Genomic DNA, 13,895 nt, shown 5'->3' with positions numbered 1-13,895 from the left:
ACGATCGACACGGAAAAGACCGGGACGCGCGTGACGATCCCGGTGTTGCCCGAACTGGCCGAAATACTCGCCGCAGGCCCGACCGGCGAATTGTCGATCATCGCCAGCAAGAAGGGGCAGCCGCTTCGTAAAGAGGTGGTGGGCACCCTGTTCAAGAAGGCTTGTCGCGCTGCGGGCATCCTCAACAAGTCAGCGCACGGGATCAGGAAGGCGGCGGCGACACGGGCGGCTAACAACGGCGCGACCGTGGCGACCCTTGAAGCAATCTTCGGATGGGAAGGCGGCCAGATGGCGGCGCTTTATACGAAGGCCGCCGACCGCCGCAAGCTGGCCGCAGACCACATGGAAAAACTGTCCAAATCCGGAACGTCTATTCCCGCACCTGGTGGGGAAGTGCGGGCCATAGGCCAAAAAGACTAGCGCAAACAACGCTGTTTTTTGGTGTTGGTGGGGGAAGAAGGACTCGAACCTTCGAAGTCGTAAGACGGCTGATTTACAGTCAGCTCCCTTTGCCACTCGGGACACTCCCCCGCTCAACAGCATCGGAACCCTCCCGCCGAAAATGGCGGCAGAAAGGTCATGGATGACGTTAAAACCGGTCGCCGATGGCGAGCTCCCGGTTGGCGCGTTTATGGGGGAAACGGCCCGGCAAAGTCAACCAAGGCGCCCGCACTATCCGGGCCAACGGGGGCTCAAATTGCCATTATTCGGAACCCGTGACACAAGCCTGCCATGAGTGATCGTGACCGAAAACAGCGCTTTCAGCGCGGAGGCGGCAAAGGACCCGACAAAGGGCGCTCATCCGGCCACCGGCCGGGCGGGCGCGACCGCGAGGCCAGCCCCGACGGGTCGGTGATTCTGTATGGCTGGCACACGGTGGCGGCGGCGCTGGCCAACCCGCAGCGCCGGATTCGCAAGCTGTGGCTGACCGAAAACGCCGCAAGGCGGCTGGCCGACGACAAGATCGAGCTGCGCGTCACCCCGGAAATCGTCCGCCCCGACCTGATCGACAGCAGGCTCGGGCCCGACGCCGTGCATCAGGGCCTGCTGGCGGAAGCCGAGCCGCTGGATTCACCCGATATCAACGACCTGGCGCAGGAGGGAATCGTGCTGGTGCTCGACCAGATCACCGATCCTCACAATGTCGGCGCCATCCTGCGCTCGGCGGCAGCCTTCGCGGTCAAGGCCATCGTCACCACGGCGCGGCACAGCCCCGACGCCACCGGCGTGCTGGCGAAATCCGCCTCCGGCGCGCTGGAGCTGGTGCCAATGGTGACCGTGACGAACCTGGCGCGCGCGCTGAACGAGCTGAACGACCTGGGTTTCATGACCGTCGGGCTCGACAGCGAGGGCAGCGAGGATCTGGGCGCAATGCCCCTGGTCCAGCCGCTGGCGCTGGTGCTGGGCGCGGAAGGCCAGGGGCTGCGGAGATTGACCCGGGAGACCTGCAGCGCGGTGGCGCGGCTCGACATGCCCGGCGAGATCAAGAGCCTCAACGTGTCGAATGCGGCGGTGCTGGCGCTCTACATCGGCGCCAGCCGGCTCGGCCTGATGGGCACGTAATTCCAGGTAATCCACAGCGCAACGCCCGCTCGCGTGATGCGAACGGGCGCTGACAATCTCAAGCGACATTCAGATCAGTTGTAGCGGCGCAGCACGTGGCCGTGGTGACGGTGGTGGTGGCCATGATGACGATGCATCGCCGGGCCGCCATGGTGGCGCATGCTGTGTCGCGGGGCGTGGCCAACCCGCGGAGCGTACCCAACTCGGGGAGCGTATCCGAGGCGCGGACCGTAGCCAGCCCGAGGGGCGTAGCCGTAACGGACGCTCGGGCGGACCGAATAACGATGGCCGTGGTGCCGGTGTGTGCGATAGCCGTAATGGGGACGGCCGTAAGACACCGAGGTTTCCTGATAGACCGGACGCGGCGCCCAGTTGCCCGGGCCGGAATAGGTCGGGCCCTGGTTGACGTAATAATACTGGTGCACCGGATCGGGCAGCCGCTCACGGGCCCAGCCGCCGCAGCCGCTATAGCAGCCCGAATAGACCGGTGCCGGAGCGACATAGACCGGCGCCGGGGCGCACGGGTTGGCGTAGCACGCCATCGCTGGGGCGGCGCCCATCGTCATCATCACGGCAACTGCCGCCACCATTCCTGAAATCGTCGAACGCATTGCACTCTCTCCTGTGGATCTGTTTTTCTTGTCGTCGTGGACTCTTGATATGGAAAATCCGGTCAGAAAACTCCAGGGCTTGTTCAGTTCCGGAAATCGCGCCGCGGGACGTCGATCTCCGGGGCGACGATCACCGGCGGCGGATAGAACGGCACGTCGGCCTGCGCCGGCTGCGGTGATCGCGCCGACCATGACTGATGATAGCTCTCCGCGGGCTGCGGCAACGGGCGGTTGGCCGGCGGCTGAATTTCGAGACGTCCGTAAGCCGGCAGCAGGCCGGCGCTCGGGTAGTAATGACCGACCTTGGGAACGGGATCGATATAGCGGCCGCCATAGACCCTGGTCTGCACCTGGCCACCCTTGCCGAGACCCCAGTCACCCTCGACCACGGCATAGGATGCGTCGACGCCATTAATGATGATGGGTACCCCGATGCGGCCCGGAATCACGATCTCGAAACCGCCGCCGGCAAAGGCCGTCGCCGTCGTTCCGATCAAAAGTCCCAGTGCGATCGCAGCGCGCATGGATGCCGCTCCCTGTTGTGAGCAGCAACCTATCCGAAGAACCGGCCCCAAGGGTTAAAGCCGCCGGCCAAACTGTCAGTAAGCCTAACGCGTAAGCATTGGTGCCAGTTCAAATCCGAAACAGCGCGATCAGGAAACGTTAACGCCCGTTAAAGCATTTTCCACTTGATGCGAGGCATATCCGGAACTGCGGGAGTAGTTGGCGCATTCGTCCGTTGGAAAGATGTTGAGCGGAATGGCAATTCTGTCCCAGAGGCTCTCGACGGATCTTTCAGTGGACTTGGCGCGGCCTTGAGTTCGGCAAAGAGCTGTTCGATCGAATTGAAGTCCGGCGAATAGAGCGGCAGATAGAGCAGCGCTGCACCGGCAGCAGCTCAAACCGATTGCCTGCAAGAGGTTCGCGTTATGGGTGCACGAGGCCATCCAATTTGCGGTCAGGAACAATTGGCAGTGATGCAGCCCGCGCTCTTCATTAGCCGAAATCTGCGAGGATAAGAAGAGATGAGGTCCGCTTTGGGTCAAGGGCGACATCGGACCGAGAGCAGACAAGGTCCGCCTTGCTCTCAAGAACGCTCGCGGCTGGAGCTTTCATCCGCGGTAGAATTGGTGCTTAATCCCGTCATGGCGTTTACGATCAGGCAGCTCCAGTTCTTTGTCGCGGCGGCCGAGGCCGGCACGGTCTCCCGTGCCGCGCAAGCGCTGTCGATCTCGCAATCGTCCGTCACCGAAGCGATCAAGGAGCTGGAGGCCGATCTTGACGTCAAGCTGTTTGAGCGTCATCCGCGCGGCTTGTCTATTACCCACAAAGGCCATCAGCTCCTGCGCCACGCGACGCGCATCCTGACGGATATCTCCGACGCACGCAGGAGCTTCTCCGAGCAAGCTTCGAACCGTGGTGGCCGCCTACAACTCGGCGTTACCTCGCTCGTCGCCGGCTACGTGCTTTCAGATATTCTGGCGCGCTATCGCCGTGCTTTTCCGTCGGTTGAGATCCACGCTATCGAAGACAATGGCGACTACCTCGAGCACCTCTTGATCGGCGGCGAACTGGATGTTGCCGTCATGGTGGTGTCGAACCTGCGCGACCGCCTCGCAATCGACGCCGAGATCGTCGAAGTCTCGCCCTATCGCTTGTGGTTGCCGCTCGGACACTCACTTGCAAGTGCCGACAGCATCACGTTTGCAGACATTCTCTCTGAGCCCCTTATCATGCTAACAGTCGATGAGGTCGAGGAGAATACGGGCAAACTGCTCGCCGCGTTCGGAACCCGCCCCAAGGTTGCTTTCCGCACTCGATCCGTCGAGGCGGTGCGCAGCCTGGTCGCCACGGGGGCCGGACTCGCACTGCTGCCCGATATTGTCTACCGGCCTTGGTCTCTGGAAGGCGATCGGATCGAGTCGCGCGACGTCTCCGGCTCATTGCCGGTAGTTCAGGTCGGCATGACGTGGCGGCGCGGGTCAGGTCTCACGCAAAACGCGCGCGACTTCATAGGCATAGCGCAGGGCCAGCGCAGCGCACGGCAGCGGCCATGATGGCCCGTTATCGGAAAAAGCGAAACCCACCTTCTGATAAATGAAATTGCGAAAGGTTACATTTGCCGAAACGGTCCATCCGGGGGCCGTGCTGTCTCGGAAGAAGCAGCCGCCCGGACCTGGGAGGTGTTAATGAAGTCGATACTCGCATTGCTGAGTGGCTTTACGTTGGCGCTGACGCTTGCGAATCCATCCGTGGCGCAAATCAAGGAAATCGGGAAGGCCGAAGGGCAACTTACCATCGTCGCCTGGCCGGGCTATATCGAGCGCGGCGAGACCGACAAGAAGTTCGATTGGGTTACAAAATTCGAACAAGCTTCCGGTTGCAAAGTCAATGTAAAGACCGCCAACACCTCCGACGAGATGGTGGCGTTGATGAATGAAGGCGGCTTCGACCTCGTGACCGCATCTGGCGACGCCTCATTGCGGCTCGTCGCGGGCAAACGGGTGCAACCGATCAATATCAGCCTCGTCAAGAGCTGGGGAACAATCGACGATCGCCTGAAGAAGGCGCCTTGGCATACGGTCGACGGCGTGCACTACGGCGTTCCCTACATGTGGGGGCCGAACGTTCTGATGTACAGCACCAAAGTCTTCAAGGATCCGCCGACGAGCTGGAAAGTGGTGTTCGAGGAGATGGCGCTGCCGGATGGCAAACCGAATAAGGGGCGCGTACAGGCCTATGACGGCCCCATCCACATTGCAGACGCAGCGCTCTACCTCATGACGCACAAGCCTGATCTTGGCATCAAGAGCCCTTATGAGCTGAACGAAGTGCAGTACAAGGCCTCGCTCGAACTCTTGCGCGCACAGCGCAAACTAGTCGGCCGTTATTGGCACGATGCCTTCATCCAGATCGACGATTTCAAGAACGAGGGCGTTGTCGCGTCGGGCTCGTGGCCATTCCAGGTCAACCTGCTCAAGAGCCAGAAGCAACCGATCGCATCGGTGATCCCGGACGAGGGTGTCACCGGGTGGGCCGACACGACCATGATGCACGTCGACTCACGCAATCCGAACTGCTCATACATGTGGATGGAGCACACGCTTGCATCCAACCTGCAGAGCGACCTCTCGGCCTGGTTCGGAGCCAATCCAGCTGTTCCGGCGGCCTGCACGGACGGACGCGGAATGCAGACAAAAGAGGGTTGCTCGACAAACGGCTTCGACAGCTTCTCGAAAGTTCGCTTCTGGACGACGCCAACAACGAAATGCGCGTCGCAGGGCGACAAGTGTGTGCCCTACTACCGCTGGGTGTCGGACTACATCGGCGTCATCGGAGGGCGCTGAAGCCTGACGCCGCGGAGCATTCCGCGGCAAAAGTGGCCAGGCGCGACGAATCCTTGGGGTTGCCGCGACTGGCCACAAGATCTTAAGCGCGTGCTGGCCAACGACGGGCGCCGTACGCCGAGCGCCGGATCATAGAAGCAACGCGGGCAATGCATGATCGCCGTTTCATTCGAGAACGTATCGCGCCATTTCGGCAGCGTTAAAGCGGTCGACTCGGTCGACCTGGAGGTGCAGCCCGGTGAATTCTTCGCGATGCTCGGGCCATCCGGGTCGGGCAAAACCACCTGCCTTCGCCTCATCGCTGGTTTCGAACAGCCAACTGCGGGCGCCATTTCAATCTTCGGCGAGCGCGCCGAGGGCGTGCCACCGTATCGGCGCAACGTCAACACTGTTTTCCAGGACTACGCACTGTTCCCGCATATGAATGTACTGGACAATGTGGCCTACGGACTGAAGGTGAAAGGTATCTCCAAGACAGAACGGATACGGATTGCGGAGGACGCGCTGGCGCTCGTCCGCCTGCCGGGCTACGGCACGCGCAAGCCTGGGCAGCTTTCCGGAGGGCAACGCCAGCGTGTTGCGCTCGCTCGTGCGCTCGTCAACCGGCCCAAGGTTCTGCTGCTGGACGAACCGCTTGGCGCGCTCGACCTGAAACTACGCGAGAATATGCAGGAAGAGCTGAAGGCACTGCAGAAATCGCTCGGGATCACTTTCATCTTTGTGACGCATGACCAGGGCGAAGCTCTGTCGATGGCGGATCGCGTCGCAGTCTTCAACGATGGCCGCATCATGCAAGTGGGCACGCCGCAGGACATCTACGCTCGCCCGGTTTCCCGGTTCGTGGCCGATTTCGTCGGCTCCTCCAATGTTGTGCCGCCGGACTTCGTCAAACGCCATTGCCAGCGTGACGGCTGGGGAAGCCTCAGGCCGGAGGCGATCCGCGTGAGCACCCAGACCAACAGCGCGGGCATCCGAGCGCGCGTGGTGTCGGTGAGCTATATTGGCGCGGCGACGCGCCTCGGATTGGACGCCGAAGGATTGCGGCTGCATGCGACGGTACCGGCCGGCTTGACCGTGCCAGAACAGGGAGCGGACGTCGTCCTTACCTTTGGCGCCGACGCGCTGCATGTGATGGAGGCTGACGCATGAGCGGTACGGTTGCGCTGACCGATCGGGGCGCGCCGGCGATTCTCACCGCGCGCAACGGCCTGCTGGGCGCCCTGTCCGACCTTTTCTGGCGCAAGCCGAAGCTGCTGCTGTTTCTCATGCTGCTGCCACCGGTTCTGTGGCTGGGCATTGTCTACCTCGGCTCGCTGTTTGCGCTCCTGCTGCAGAGCTTCTTCTCGATCGATGAATACTCGGGGATGATCAAGCGTGAGTTCACGCTGAAAACCTACGGCGAACTGCTGCAGCCCGCCAACCTGGACATCATGATTCGAACCGTCGTGATGGCCACGCTGGTGACGATCGCATCCGCCGTCGTCGCGTTTCCAATCGCCCACTATGCAGCCCGGTATGCCCGCGGCAAGTGGAAGGCGCTGTTCTACCTCGGAATCATGCTGCCGCTGTGGTCGAGCTATCTGGTCAAGATCTATGCCTGGAAGCTCATCCTCGCCAAGGAAGGCATTTTCAACTGGGCACTCGCAAACCTGCACCTGACAGGCCTGCTCGAGGCCTGGCTGGCGCTGCCGATCGTCGGCGGCAGTTCCTTGTCGGTTTCGTTCACGGGCACGTTCATCGTTTTCGTCTATGTCTGGCTGCCGTTCATGATCTTGCCAATCCAGGCGTCACTTGAACGCATTCCCGTAAGCCTCGTCGAGGCGTCGGCCGATCTGGGAGCTTCGCCAGGTCGTAGTTTCTGGAGTGTGATCTTCCCGCTGGCGTTGCCGGGCGTCGCCGCAGGATCGATCTTTACGTTCTCTCTGACGCTTGGCGACTACATCATTCCGAAAATCATAGGCACTTCGCACCTGTTCATCGGGCAGGCCGTCTACGCCCATCAAGGAACAGCCGGAAATATCCCGCTCGCCGCCGCATTCACTGTCGTACCGATCGTGGTCATGGGTCTCTATCTGTGGATGGCCAAGCGCATGGGGGCATTCGATGCGATCTGATCGCGAAGCATCCGCGCCGTTCGGGCTGAAGGTGGCTGCCGCTTGCGGCCTTTTGTTCTTGCATGTGCCGATTCTCTTGATCTTTGTGTACGCGTTCACCACCGAAGACAAAACCTACCAATGGCCGCCACCCGGCTTTACGACACAGTGGCTCGGGGTAACCTGGAATCGGACCGACGTTTGGGAGGCGCTGACGGTGTCCGTGAAAATCGCGGCAATCGCAACCCTGATCGCGATCGTGCTCGGAACACTGTGTGCAGCTGCGGTGAGCCGTTCGCGTTTTTTCGGCCGCGAGGCCATATCGCTCCTCATCATACTGCCCATCGCGTTGCCCGGTATCATCACCGGTATCTCGTTGCGGTCGGCCTTCTCGCTGATGGATATCCCGTTCTCAACGTGGACCATCGTGCTCGGCCACGCCACGTTCTGCGTGGTCGTCGTCTACAACAACGCGGTTGCGCGCTTCCGCCGGACGTCCGGCTCGCTAATCGAGGCATCATATGATCTCGGCGCCGACGGCTTTCAGACTTTCCGCTATGTCATTCTGCCGAATATCGGTACGGCGCTGCTCGCAGGCGGGATGCTGGCCTTTGCGCTGTCGTTTGACGAGGTGATTGTCACCACCTTCACATCTGGGCAGCAACAGACGCTGCCGATCTGGATGCTGGAAGAACTCGTGCGGCCGCGTCAACGGCCGGTCACGAACGTAGTGGCGATGGTTGTGGTGCTCGTGACGCTGATCCCGATCATCGCCGCCTACTACCTGACGCGCGAGGGCGATCAAGTCTCGGGCGCGGGCAAATAGAGAGTGCATGAAGGAGATTAGGCTATGGATATGGCGATGCTGATCGGCTCGAAGCTCGAAAAGGGAACCGAAACCGAAGAGCCGATCTTCAATCCGCGCACTGGAGAGACGGTGCTGCAGATGCCCGAGGCCTCGCTGCAGCAGATCGAGGCCGCAATCCATTCCGCCGAGAAAGCGTTTGCGACCTGGTCGCGCACGACACCTGCACAACGCTCGGCCTATCTCCTGCGGATCGCCGACCGTATCGAAGCGGAGGCTAACGAGTTTGCCAAGCTTGAGGCACTCAACTGCGGCAAGCCGATCAATGCCGTGCTCAACGACGAATTGCCCGCGATCGTCGACTGCTACCGGTTCTTCGCTGGCGCAGTCCGTACCATGCCCGGAGCAATCGCCGGAGAATATCTCGCAGGCTTCACGTCGATGGTCCGCCGCGACCCGATCGGCATCGTCGCATCCATCGCGCCGTGGAACTATCCGCTGATGATGATGGCTTGGAAGCTCGCGCCAGCCATCGCCGGAGGCAACACGGTGGTGTTCAAACCATCCGAGCAGACACCGCTGACAGCGCTCAAACTGGCCAAAGTCCTGGCGGACATCCTGCCCGAAGGAGTGGTCAACGTCGTGCTCGGGCGCGGCGACACGGTCGGCAACGCGCTGATTAACCACCCCAAGGTCAACATGATCTCGATCACGGGCGACGTCGCAACCGGCAAGAAGGTGTTGCAGGCAGCGGCAAGGTCGGTGAAGCGCACACATCTGGAGCTTGGCGGCAAAGCGCCCGTCATCGTTTTCGACGACGCCGATCTCGCGGCGGTGGTCGCCGGATTGCGCGCCTTCGGTTACTACAATGCCGGCCAGGATTGCACGGCCGCGTGCCGCATCTATGCCGGCAAGGGCATTTACGACAAGCTGGTCGCGGATCTCTCGTCGGCCGTTTCAACGATCAAGTACGATCGCACGGACGATACCGAAAACGAGATTGGCCCCTTGATCTCGCAGCGTCAGCTTTATCGTGTCGCAAGCTTTGTCGAGCGTGCGTCGGAACTCAAACATGTCGCGATCACGACCGGCGGCAAGGTCGGTGGGGGCAACGGCTTCTACTATCAGCCGACTGTCGTCGCGGGCGCGCTGCAAAACGACGAGATCGTGCGGCGTGAAGTTTTCGGGCCGGTGGTGTCGGTCACCCGGTTCACAGACGTCGATGATGCGGTCGCGTGGGCCAATGACAGCGACTATGGGCTCGCCTCGTCGGTGTGGACAAAGGACGTGGGACGCGCAATGGCGACGGCGGCTCGACTGCAATACGGCTGCACCTGGATCAACACACATTTCATGCTCACCAACGAGATGCCGCATGGCGGGGTCAAACAGTCCGGTTACGGCAAGGATATGTCGCTCTACGCATTGGAAGACTACACGGCCGTGCGCCATGTAATGGTCGCGCACGGGTAACGGCACGGTCTGTTTTGCCTTGGATCCGCACCACAGCCTGGAGGCGGCCTTGCTCCTGATGGCAGTCTGGCCTCGTTGGAAGGTGGGCCGCGATGTCGGCATCAATGACCAATGCGGCGGTTTCCGCACACACGGCGAATGCGATTAGGCTATCAGACCAAATGGCCTTAGCCGAACGTCGTTTCGACAATGGTGGTGACGCCGATCGCGATGGTGACGACGCCGACCACGCCCTGCAGGCCGCGATTGGCCCAGGTGAGCCAGCGCGCGGAGACCACGAGCGGCACCGCGATGACCATCGACAAGACCGCCATGCCGATCATCGACCCGATCCCGAACAGCGCGACATAACCGATCCCGATGGCCGGACTGGCGGCCTGCGACACCGCGAGCACAAGTAGCGCCGCCGAGCCGGCCATGCCGTGCATCAAGCCGACCAGCAGCGTGCGCCAGCGAAAACCGGAGCTCTGGATATGAGCGTGCGCGTGGGCCGCGCGGGCATGCGGCTGCGTTTCGCCGGCATGGCTGTGGGCGTGGATGTGGATCGTGCCGTCGTCATGGCCGTGGCGGTGAAAATGCACGCGGTCGCGCCAGAGACGCCAGAGCACGTGAGCGCCGAGCCCGACCAGCATGATGCCGACCGCGGTCTCCAGCGGGCGCGCGACATGTTCGGGGATGACAAAGCCGAGCAGCAACGCTGCGCCGGCGAAAGCGAACAGCGTCAGCGTATGGCCAAGCCCCCAGGTCAGGCCATGGCGCACGATATCGCCGACCCGGCTGCGCCGCGCCGCGATGCTCGACACCGCCGCGATATGATCGGCCTCCAGCGCGTGCTGCATCCCCAACAGAAACCCCAGCCCCAGAATTCCGAACATATGTCCCCTGCAGGCTCGACCTCGTCATTGCGAGGAGCGCACCGACGAAGCAATCCAGTTTCTTTCCTTGCGCGGCGAGCTGGATTGCTTCGCTTCGCTCGCAATGACGGTCTCAATTCCTTTTATGACACTCATCACCGCATCTGTCAGAGCAAAGTTCGGGCCGGAATCCAAGAGCCTCACAGCACTTCCTCAAAAAGACCCCGCATCGACGCCCAGGAGCGGCGGTCGGCCTTTGCGCTGTAGAGCGCCGAGCGCAGCATCGAACCGTCGGCCGCCGGATTGGTGAAACCATGCAGCGTGCTGCCGTAGGAGATCAACTGCCAGTCCGGCACCTGCGCCGCGCGCATCTCGACCTCGAACGCGGCTACCTGATCGGGTGGCGCCAGCGGATCGTCGGCGCCGGTCAGCACCAGCACGCTGGCTTTCACGCCGCCCGGCACAGCAGGCATCCGGGTCGTGAGCACGCCGTGGAAGCTGACGGCGGCCCTGAGATCGGCGCCGTCGCGGGCGAGTTCCAGCACCACCGAGCCGCCGAAACAGAAGCCGATCGCCGCGATCCGGCCCGCATCGACTTCAGGCCGTGCCGCAAGCGCCGCCAGCGCGGCATGGCCGCGGCCGCGTAGTATTTCCGGCGCGTTGCGGAGGTCGCCGACCAGTCTTGCGACCTCGGTCAGGTTACGCGCCTGCCGGCGGTCGCCGAACATGTCGGCAGCGAGCGCGACGTAGCCGAGTTCCGCCAGCATCCGCGCCCGCGCCATCGCGAAATCGCCGAGGCCCAGCCCCTCGTGAAACACCAGCACGCCCGGCCGCCGCCCGGTTCTGGTCTCATCGAAGGCGAAATAGCCGCGCATCGCCACGTCGGCGCGGTAGTCGATGTCCTGCGTCTGCATCGGCGCTCGCTCGATCCCTGAAAACGACGGATCGGGAACTTCCCACCGGTTTGATAACGGCACAACCCGGATTCGGAACATCCGGTTCGCGAGATGGTTACCCCCTCACACACATTTCCCGGAGAAGACGCAAATGACGAAATCAGGCCTTCTGGGCGCGGCGGCAATCCTCGCCGCCATCATCGCAACGCCCGCCTCGGCGCAGTATGCGAGGCATCAACACGGCGCCTACGCGCAGCATCATGGCTGGGCGGGTGATCGCCACTATCACGGACGAAGCGGCTTCTGGCCGGGCGCGGTCGCAGCGGGCGTCGTCGGCGGCGCCATTGGCACCGCGGCCGCCATCGCCTCTTCGCCATATCGCGGCGGCAATTCCTACGCCTATTACGGCAGCCGTCCGCAGTATGACGACTCCTACGCCTATTACGGCGCCAGGCCCGGAAGGACGACCTGCGGCGTGGAGTCTTATGCGACCTATATGGGCCCGGACGGACGCTGGTATCCTTGCTAGGCGACGTCGGAATGTGAACATGGAAGGGGTGGCCGGTACGGCCGCTCCTTTTGCCGTGACCGGCCGGCGAAAGCATCACGCGGGTTTGAATCAGCGCCGGACAAATTCTGGAACGTCTCTCTACGCCAGCGCTTGACGTGCGTCACCCAACGGAGAAACTTGATGACAAAACTCGGACTCCTCGGCGCAGCCGTGATGCTTTCCACCGCGCTGGCCACCCCTGCCCTGGCGCAGGAAGTGGTCGAAGATCCCGGCTATTGCGCGCAATTCTACCCGAACGCCAACTGTCAAAACCTCGGACCGGGAAATCCCTACACGGATGGTCATCCGCGCGCAGGCGCGATCACCACCGCACCCTTCCGCGGCGATTCCAACGCCTATTACAACAACGGCGACCGCAGCTGGACCCAGAGCTACGCCCAGCGCAACGGCTTTGTCTGTCAGCCCGGCACCCTGTTCCGCGGCGAAGACGGCCGCCAGCACATCTGCCAGTAACCGGCAGCGCGACATCAGCGAAAAAAGGCGGCCGCGAGGCCGTCTTTTTTGTGCCGGCTTGGCCACGGAAAAGGCCCGTCAACTGCTGGCCCTTTGCGGGCAAGTCTGGTATTCGACCGGCCGAACGATCAGCCGGGTTTCATCCGCCGGCTGATGCTTTTAATTCGCCGGTTTAGCTCAGCGGTAGAGCAGCGGTTTTGTAAACCGAAGGTCGGGAGTTCAATCCTCTCAACCGGCACCAGCGAAATCAGACACTTAGCAGAAAAAATTTCGCGGATTCATCTCTTCCATATTATTTGTTGATACCGCGTTGATACCGCCACTGCGTAAAATACCCGAAAGCGCTGCGGTCCGGCAGCGAGTTCGAAGAGCAAATCAACTGCCTTCAAATAGGGCTGCCACACCTCTCCACAGGGTCCGCAAGCCGCTCCGCTCGTAGGTCAACACGGTTAGTTTGGACTGGCGCCTCTCCATGCGGAGGGCGTGGCTACCAAATATGCATCCGCAGTCTCAGGTTGGCTTATGGACCCACCGCTCAGCCCACGCCATTCTTCCAGGCCGCCGCCGTGATCCGCGGATCAGGTCGCCTTCAAGGGCTGCGGTGATAGCTTTCCGCCTCGCTGGCCCATGATCCCTGTCCTAGAGTCATCCTCACAGATGTTGCCATCCTTCCGGTGCGCGTCTCCGGTGCGGACACTCCGTCCTGCCGCCGAGCCATACACACTGCGCGACAGAGACGAACTGGTTCAGTCCAGTCCTTGCGCGTTGTTCGGCTGGGGTTACCAGTCAGCGGTCGCGAGCCTCTACGTAGGCGCGGGACCCCCGGGGTACACTGGACAGGCCCCCCACCCCCGGGTGGGCCCCTTGTTTGGGGGACCCAGAAATACCTAGGACCCAAAAAGTCGCGTGATACTTTCGTGAAACTTTGAGACTGAGATGAATTCAGCGAACATGCGCTCGGACTGAAGCACGCCGTCCGAGATCTCCCCGTTGAACCACCAAACCATCACACCACGAGACCGCGAACTGGCGGCTCCTTCCGCGGTGAAGGCAATACCTTATCGGCTCAAACGATCAGCCGATAGAGATTGACCAACTCTCGCCAAAGCCCGCGGATGTCTTTTGTGGGTCCAGGCTGTGTGAAAACTCCGACGGCCAATTTGCGAATAGAACTTCCATCTCGATTTTGTCGATGTGAGAGTCGATTGTACTGGCAACTTCTTTCGGAA

General features: G+C 61.8%; 14 protein-coding genes, 2 tRNA genes and 1 pseudogene. 11 read left to right on the top strand and 6 right to left on the bottom strand.

All coding sequences use genetic code 11. The features are described from left to right. Positions 1-420 (top strand): tyrosine-type recombinase/integrase (locus Q8N40_RS23100; protein WP_305713445.1); only part of this gene is annotated, 420 nt, incomplete at its 5' end. A 25-nt stretch (positions 421-445) separates the two neighbouring features. Here the strand turns inward: Q8N40_RS23100 and Q8N40_RS23095 are convergent. Beyond that, positions 446-531: transfer RNA gene (locus Q8N40_RS23095), tRNA-Tyr, on the bottom strand. A gap of 201 nt (positions 532-732) precedes the next feature. On the opposite strand from Q8N40_RS23095, the gene rlmB reads away from it, so the two are divergent. Further along, positions 733-1,563, top strand: a complete 831-nt coding sequence (gene rlmB / locus Q8N40_RS23090) for a 23S rRNA (guanosine(2251)-2'-O)-methyltransferase RlmB (protein ID WP_305713444.1) — start codon at positions 733-735, stop codon at positions 1,561-1,563. A gap of 74 nt (positions 1,564-1,637) precedes the next feature. On the opposite strand, the gene Q8N40_RS23085 is transcribed toward rlmB, so the two are convergent. The 3 genes and pseudogenes from Q8N40_RS23085 to Q8N40_RS26755 all read right to left on the bottom strand — a co-directional run. After that, on the bottom strand, positions 1,638-2,174 hold the full coding sequence (locus Q8N40_RS23085; protein WP_305713443.1) for a hypothetical protein: 537 nt from the start codon (positions 2,172-2,174) through the stop codon (positions 1,638-1,640). Positions 2,175-2,257: 83 nt separating this feature from the next. Next, positions 2,258-2,698 (bottom strand): hypothetical protein, encoded by a 441-nt coding sequence (locus Q8N40_RS23080; RefSeq protein ID WP_305321735.1) that lies wholly within the window; start codon positions 2,696-2,698, stop codon positions 2,258-2,260. A gap of 129 nt (positions 2,699-2,827) precedes the next feature. After that, positions 2,828-3,069, bottom strand: a pseudogene (locus tag Q8N40_RS26755) (transposase); the annotation flags it as partial. Positions 3,070-3,319: 250 nt separating this feature from the next. Here Q8N40_RS26755 and Q8N40_RS23075 point away from each other — a divergent pair. The 6 genes from Q8N40_RS23075 (at position 3,320) to Q8N40_RS23050 (ending at position 9,892) form a co-directional block, all read left to right on the top strand. Continuing rightward, complete coding sequence (locus tag Q8N40_RS23075) at positions 3,320-4,231, top strand: LysR substrate-binding domain-containing protein (protein WP_305321734.1); 912 nt, start codon at positions 3,320-3,322, stop codon at positions 4,229-4,231. Positions 4,232-4,363: 132 nt separating this feature from the next. After that, positions 4,364-5,521 (top strand): ABC transporter substrate-binding protein, encoded by a 1,158-nt coding sequence (locus tag Q8N40_RS23070; protein WP_305321733.1) that lies wholly within the window; start codon positions 4,364-4,366, stop codon positions 5,519-5,521. A gap of 153 nt (positions 5,522-5,674) precedes the next feature. Continuing rightward, the gene (locus tag Q8N40_RS23065) at positions 5,675-6,670 is read left to right on the top strand and encodes an ABC transporter ATP-binding protein (RefSeq protein WP_305713442.1); all 996 of its coding nucleotides are present in this window, start codon (positions 5,675-5,677) and stop codon (positions 6,668-6,670) included. Further along, positions 6,667-7,635, top strand: a complete 969-nt coding sequence (locus Q8N40_RS23060; protein ID WP_305321731.1) for an ABC transporter permease — start codon at positions 6,667-6,669, stop codon at positions 7,633-7,635. The genes Q8N40_RS23065 and Q8N40_RS23060 overlap by 4 nt, the downstream gene beginning before the upstream one ends. After that, positions 7,625-8,440 (top strand): ABC transporter permease, encoded by an 816-nt coding sequence (locus tag Q8N40_RS23055; RefSeq protein WP_305713441.1) that lies wholly within the window; start codon positions 7,625-7,627, stop codon positions 8,438-8,440. Before Q8N40_RS23060 ends, Q8N40_RS23055 begins: the two co-directional genes overlap by 11 nt. A gap of 24 nt (positions 8,441-8,464) precedes the next feature. Continuing rightward, positions 8,465-9,892 carry a gamma-aminobutyraldehyde dehydrogenase gene (locus Q8N40_RS23050; protein WP_305713440.1) on the top strand — a complete coding sequence of 476 codons (1,428 nt, stop codon included), beginning with the start codon at positions 8,465-8,467 and terminating at the stop codon, positions 9,890-9,892. Between the two features lie 167 nt (positions 9,893-10,059). Here the strand turns inward: Q8N40_RS23050 and Q8N40_RS23045 are convergent, their stop codons facing one another. Then, positions 10,060-10,767: an urease accessory protein gene (locus Q8N40_RS23045; protein WP_305713439.1), complete on the bottom strand. Its 708-nt coding sequence runs from the start codon at positions 10,765-10,767 to the stop codon at positions 10,060-10,062. A gap of 179 nt (positions 10,768-10,946) precedes the next feature. After that, complete coding sequence (locus Q8N40_RS23040) at positions 10,947-11,660, bottom strand: dienelactone hydrolase family protein (RefSeq protein ID WP_305713438.1); 714 nt, start codon at positions 11,658-11,660, stop codon at positions 10,947-10,949. A gap of 133 nt (positions 11,661-11,793) precedes the next feature. Between Q8N40_RS23040 and Q8N40_RS23035 the strand changes: the two genes are divergently transcribed. The 3 genes from Q8N40_RS23035 (at position 11,794) to Q8N40_RS23025 (ending at position 12,907) form a co-directional block, all read left to right on the top strand. Further along, on the top strand, positions 11,794-12,171 hold the full coding sequence (locus Q8N40_RS23035; protein WP_305713437.1) for a hypothetical protein: 378 nt from the start codon (positions 11,794-11,796) through the stop codon (positions 12,169-12,171). Between the two features lie 162 nt (positions 12,172-12,333). After that, positions 12,334-12,666: a hypothetical protein gene (locus Q8N40_RS23030; protein ID WP_305713436.1), complete on the top strand. Its 333-nt coding sequence runs from the start codon at positions 12,334-12,336 to the stop codon at positions 12,664-12,666. Positions 12,667-12,832: 166 nt separating this feature from the next. Further along, positions 12,833-12,907 (top strand) — tRNA-Thr (locus Q8N40_RS23025). Positions 12,908-13,895: the final 988 nt, after the last annotated feature.

Origin of the sequence: Bradyrhizobium sp. (assembly GCF_030693485.1) — a bacterium.
Classification (GTDB): domain Bacteria; phylum Pseudomonadota; class Alphaproteobacteria; order Rhizobiales; family Xanthobacteraceae; genus Bradyrhizobium.
Note: the sequence above shows the minus strand (reverse complement) of the source record. Positions and strands in the feature narration are given on the sequence as shown.

Bases quoted from the DNA above. Each gene is read 5' to 3' on its own strand.
- Q8N40_RS23080 (WP_305321735.1), bottom strand. From the start codon at position 2,698: ATGCGCGCTGCGATCGCACTGGGACTTTTGATCGGAACGACGGCGACG.
- Q8N40_RS23070 (WP_305321733.1), top strand. From the start codon at position 4,364: ATGAAGTCGATACTCGCATTGCTGAGTGGCTTTACGTTGGCGCTGACG.
- Q8N40_RS23030 (WP_305713436.1), top strand. From the start codon at position 12,334: ATGACAAAACTCGGACTCCTCGGCGCAGCCGTGATGCTTTCCACCGCG.
- Q8N40_RS23075 (WP_305321734.1), top strand. From the start codon at position 3,320: ATGGCGTTTACGATCAGGCAGCTCCAGTTCTTTGTCGCGGCGGCCGAG.
- rlmB (WP_305713444.1), top strand. From the start codon at position 733: ATGAGTGATCGTGACCGAAAACAGCGCTTTCAGCGCGGAGGCGGCAAA.
- Q8N40_RS23060 (WP_305321731.1), top strand. From the start codon at position 6,667: ATGAGCGGTACGGTTGCGCTGACCGATCGGGGCGCGCCGGCGATTCTC.
- Q8N40_RS23035 (WP_305713437.1), top strand. From the start codon at position 11,794: ATGACGAAATCAGGCCTTCTGGGCGCGGCGGCAATCCTCGCCGCCATC.
- Q8N40_RS23065 (WP_305713442.1), top strand. From the start codon at position 5,675: ATGATCGCCGTTTCATTCGAGAACGTATCGCGCCATTTCGGCAGCGTT.
- Q8N40_RS23055 (WP_305713441.1), top strand. From the start codon at position 7,625: ATGCGATCTGATCGCGAAGCATCCGCGCCGTTCGGGCTGAAGGTGGCT.
- Q8N40_RS23085 (WP_305713443.1), bottom strand. From the start codon at position 2,174: ATGCGTTCGACGATTTCAGGAATGGTGGCGGCAGTTGCCGTGATGATG.
- Q8N40_RS23040 (WP_305713438.1), bottom strand. From the start codon at position 11,660: ATGCAGACGCAGGACATCGACTACCGCGCCGACGTGGCGATGCGCGGC.
- Q8N40_RS23045 (WP_305713439.1), bottom strand. From the start codon at position 10,767: ATGTTCGGAATTCTGGGGCTGGGGTTTCTGTTGGGGATGCAGCACGCG.
- Q8N40_RS23050 (WP_305713440.1), top strand. From the start codon at position 8,465: ATGGATATGGCGATGCTGATCGGCTCGAAGCTCGAAAAGGGAACCGAA.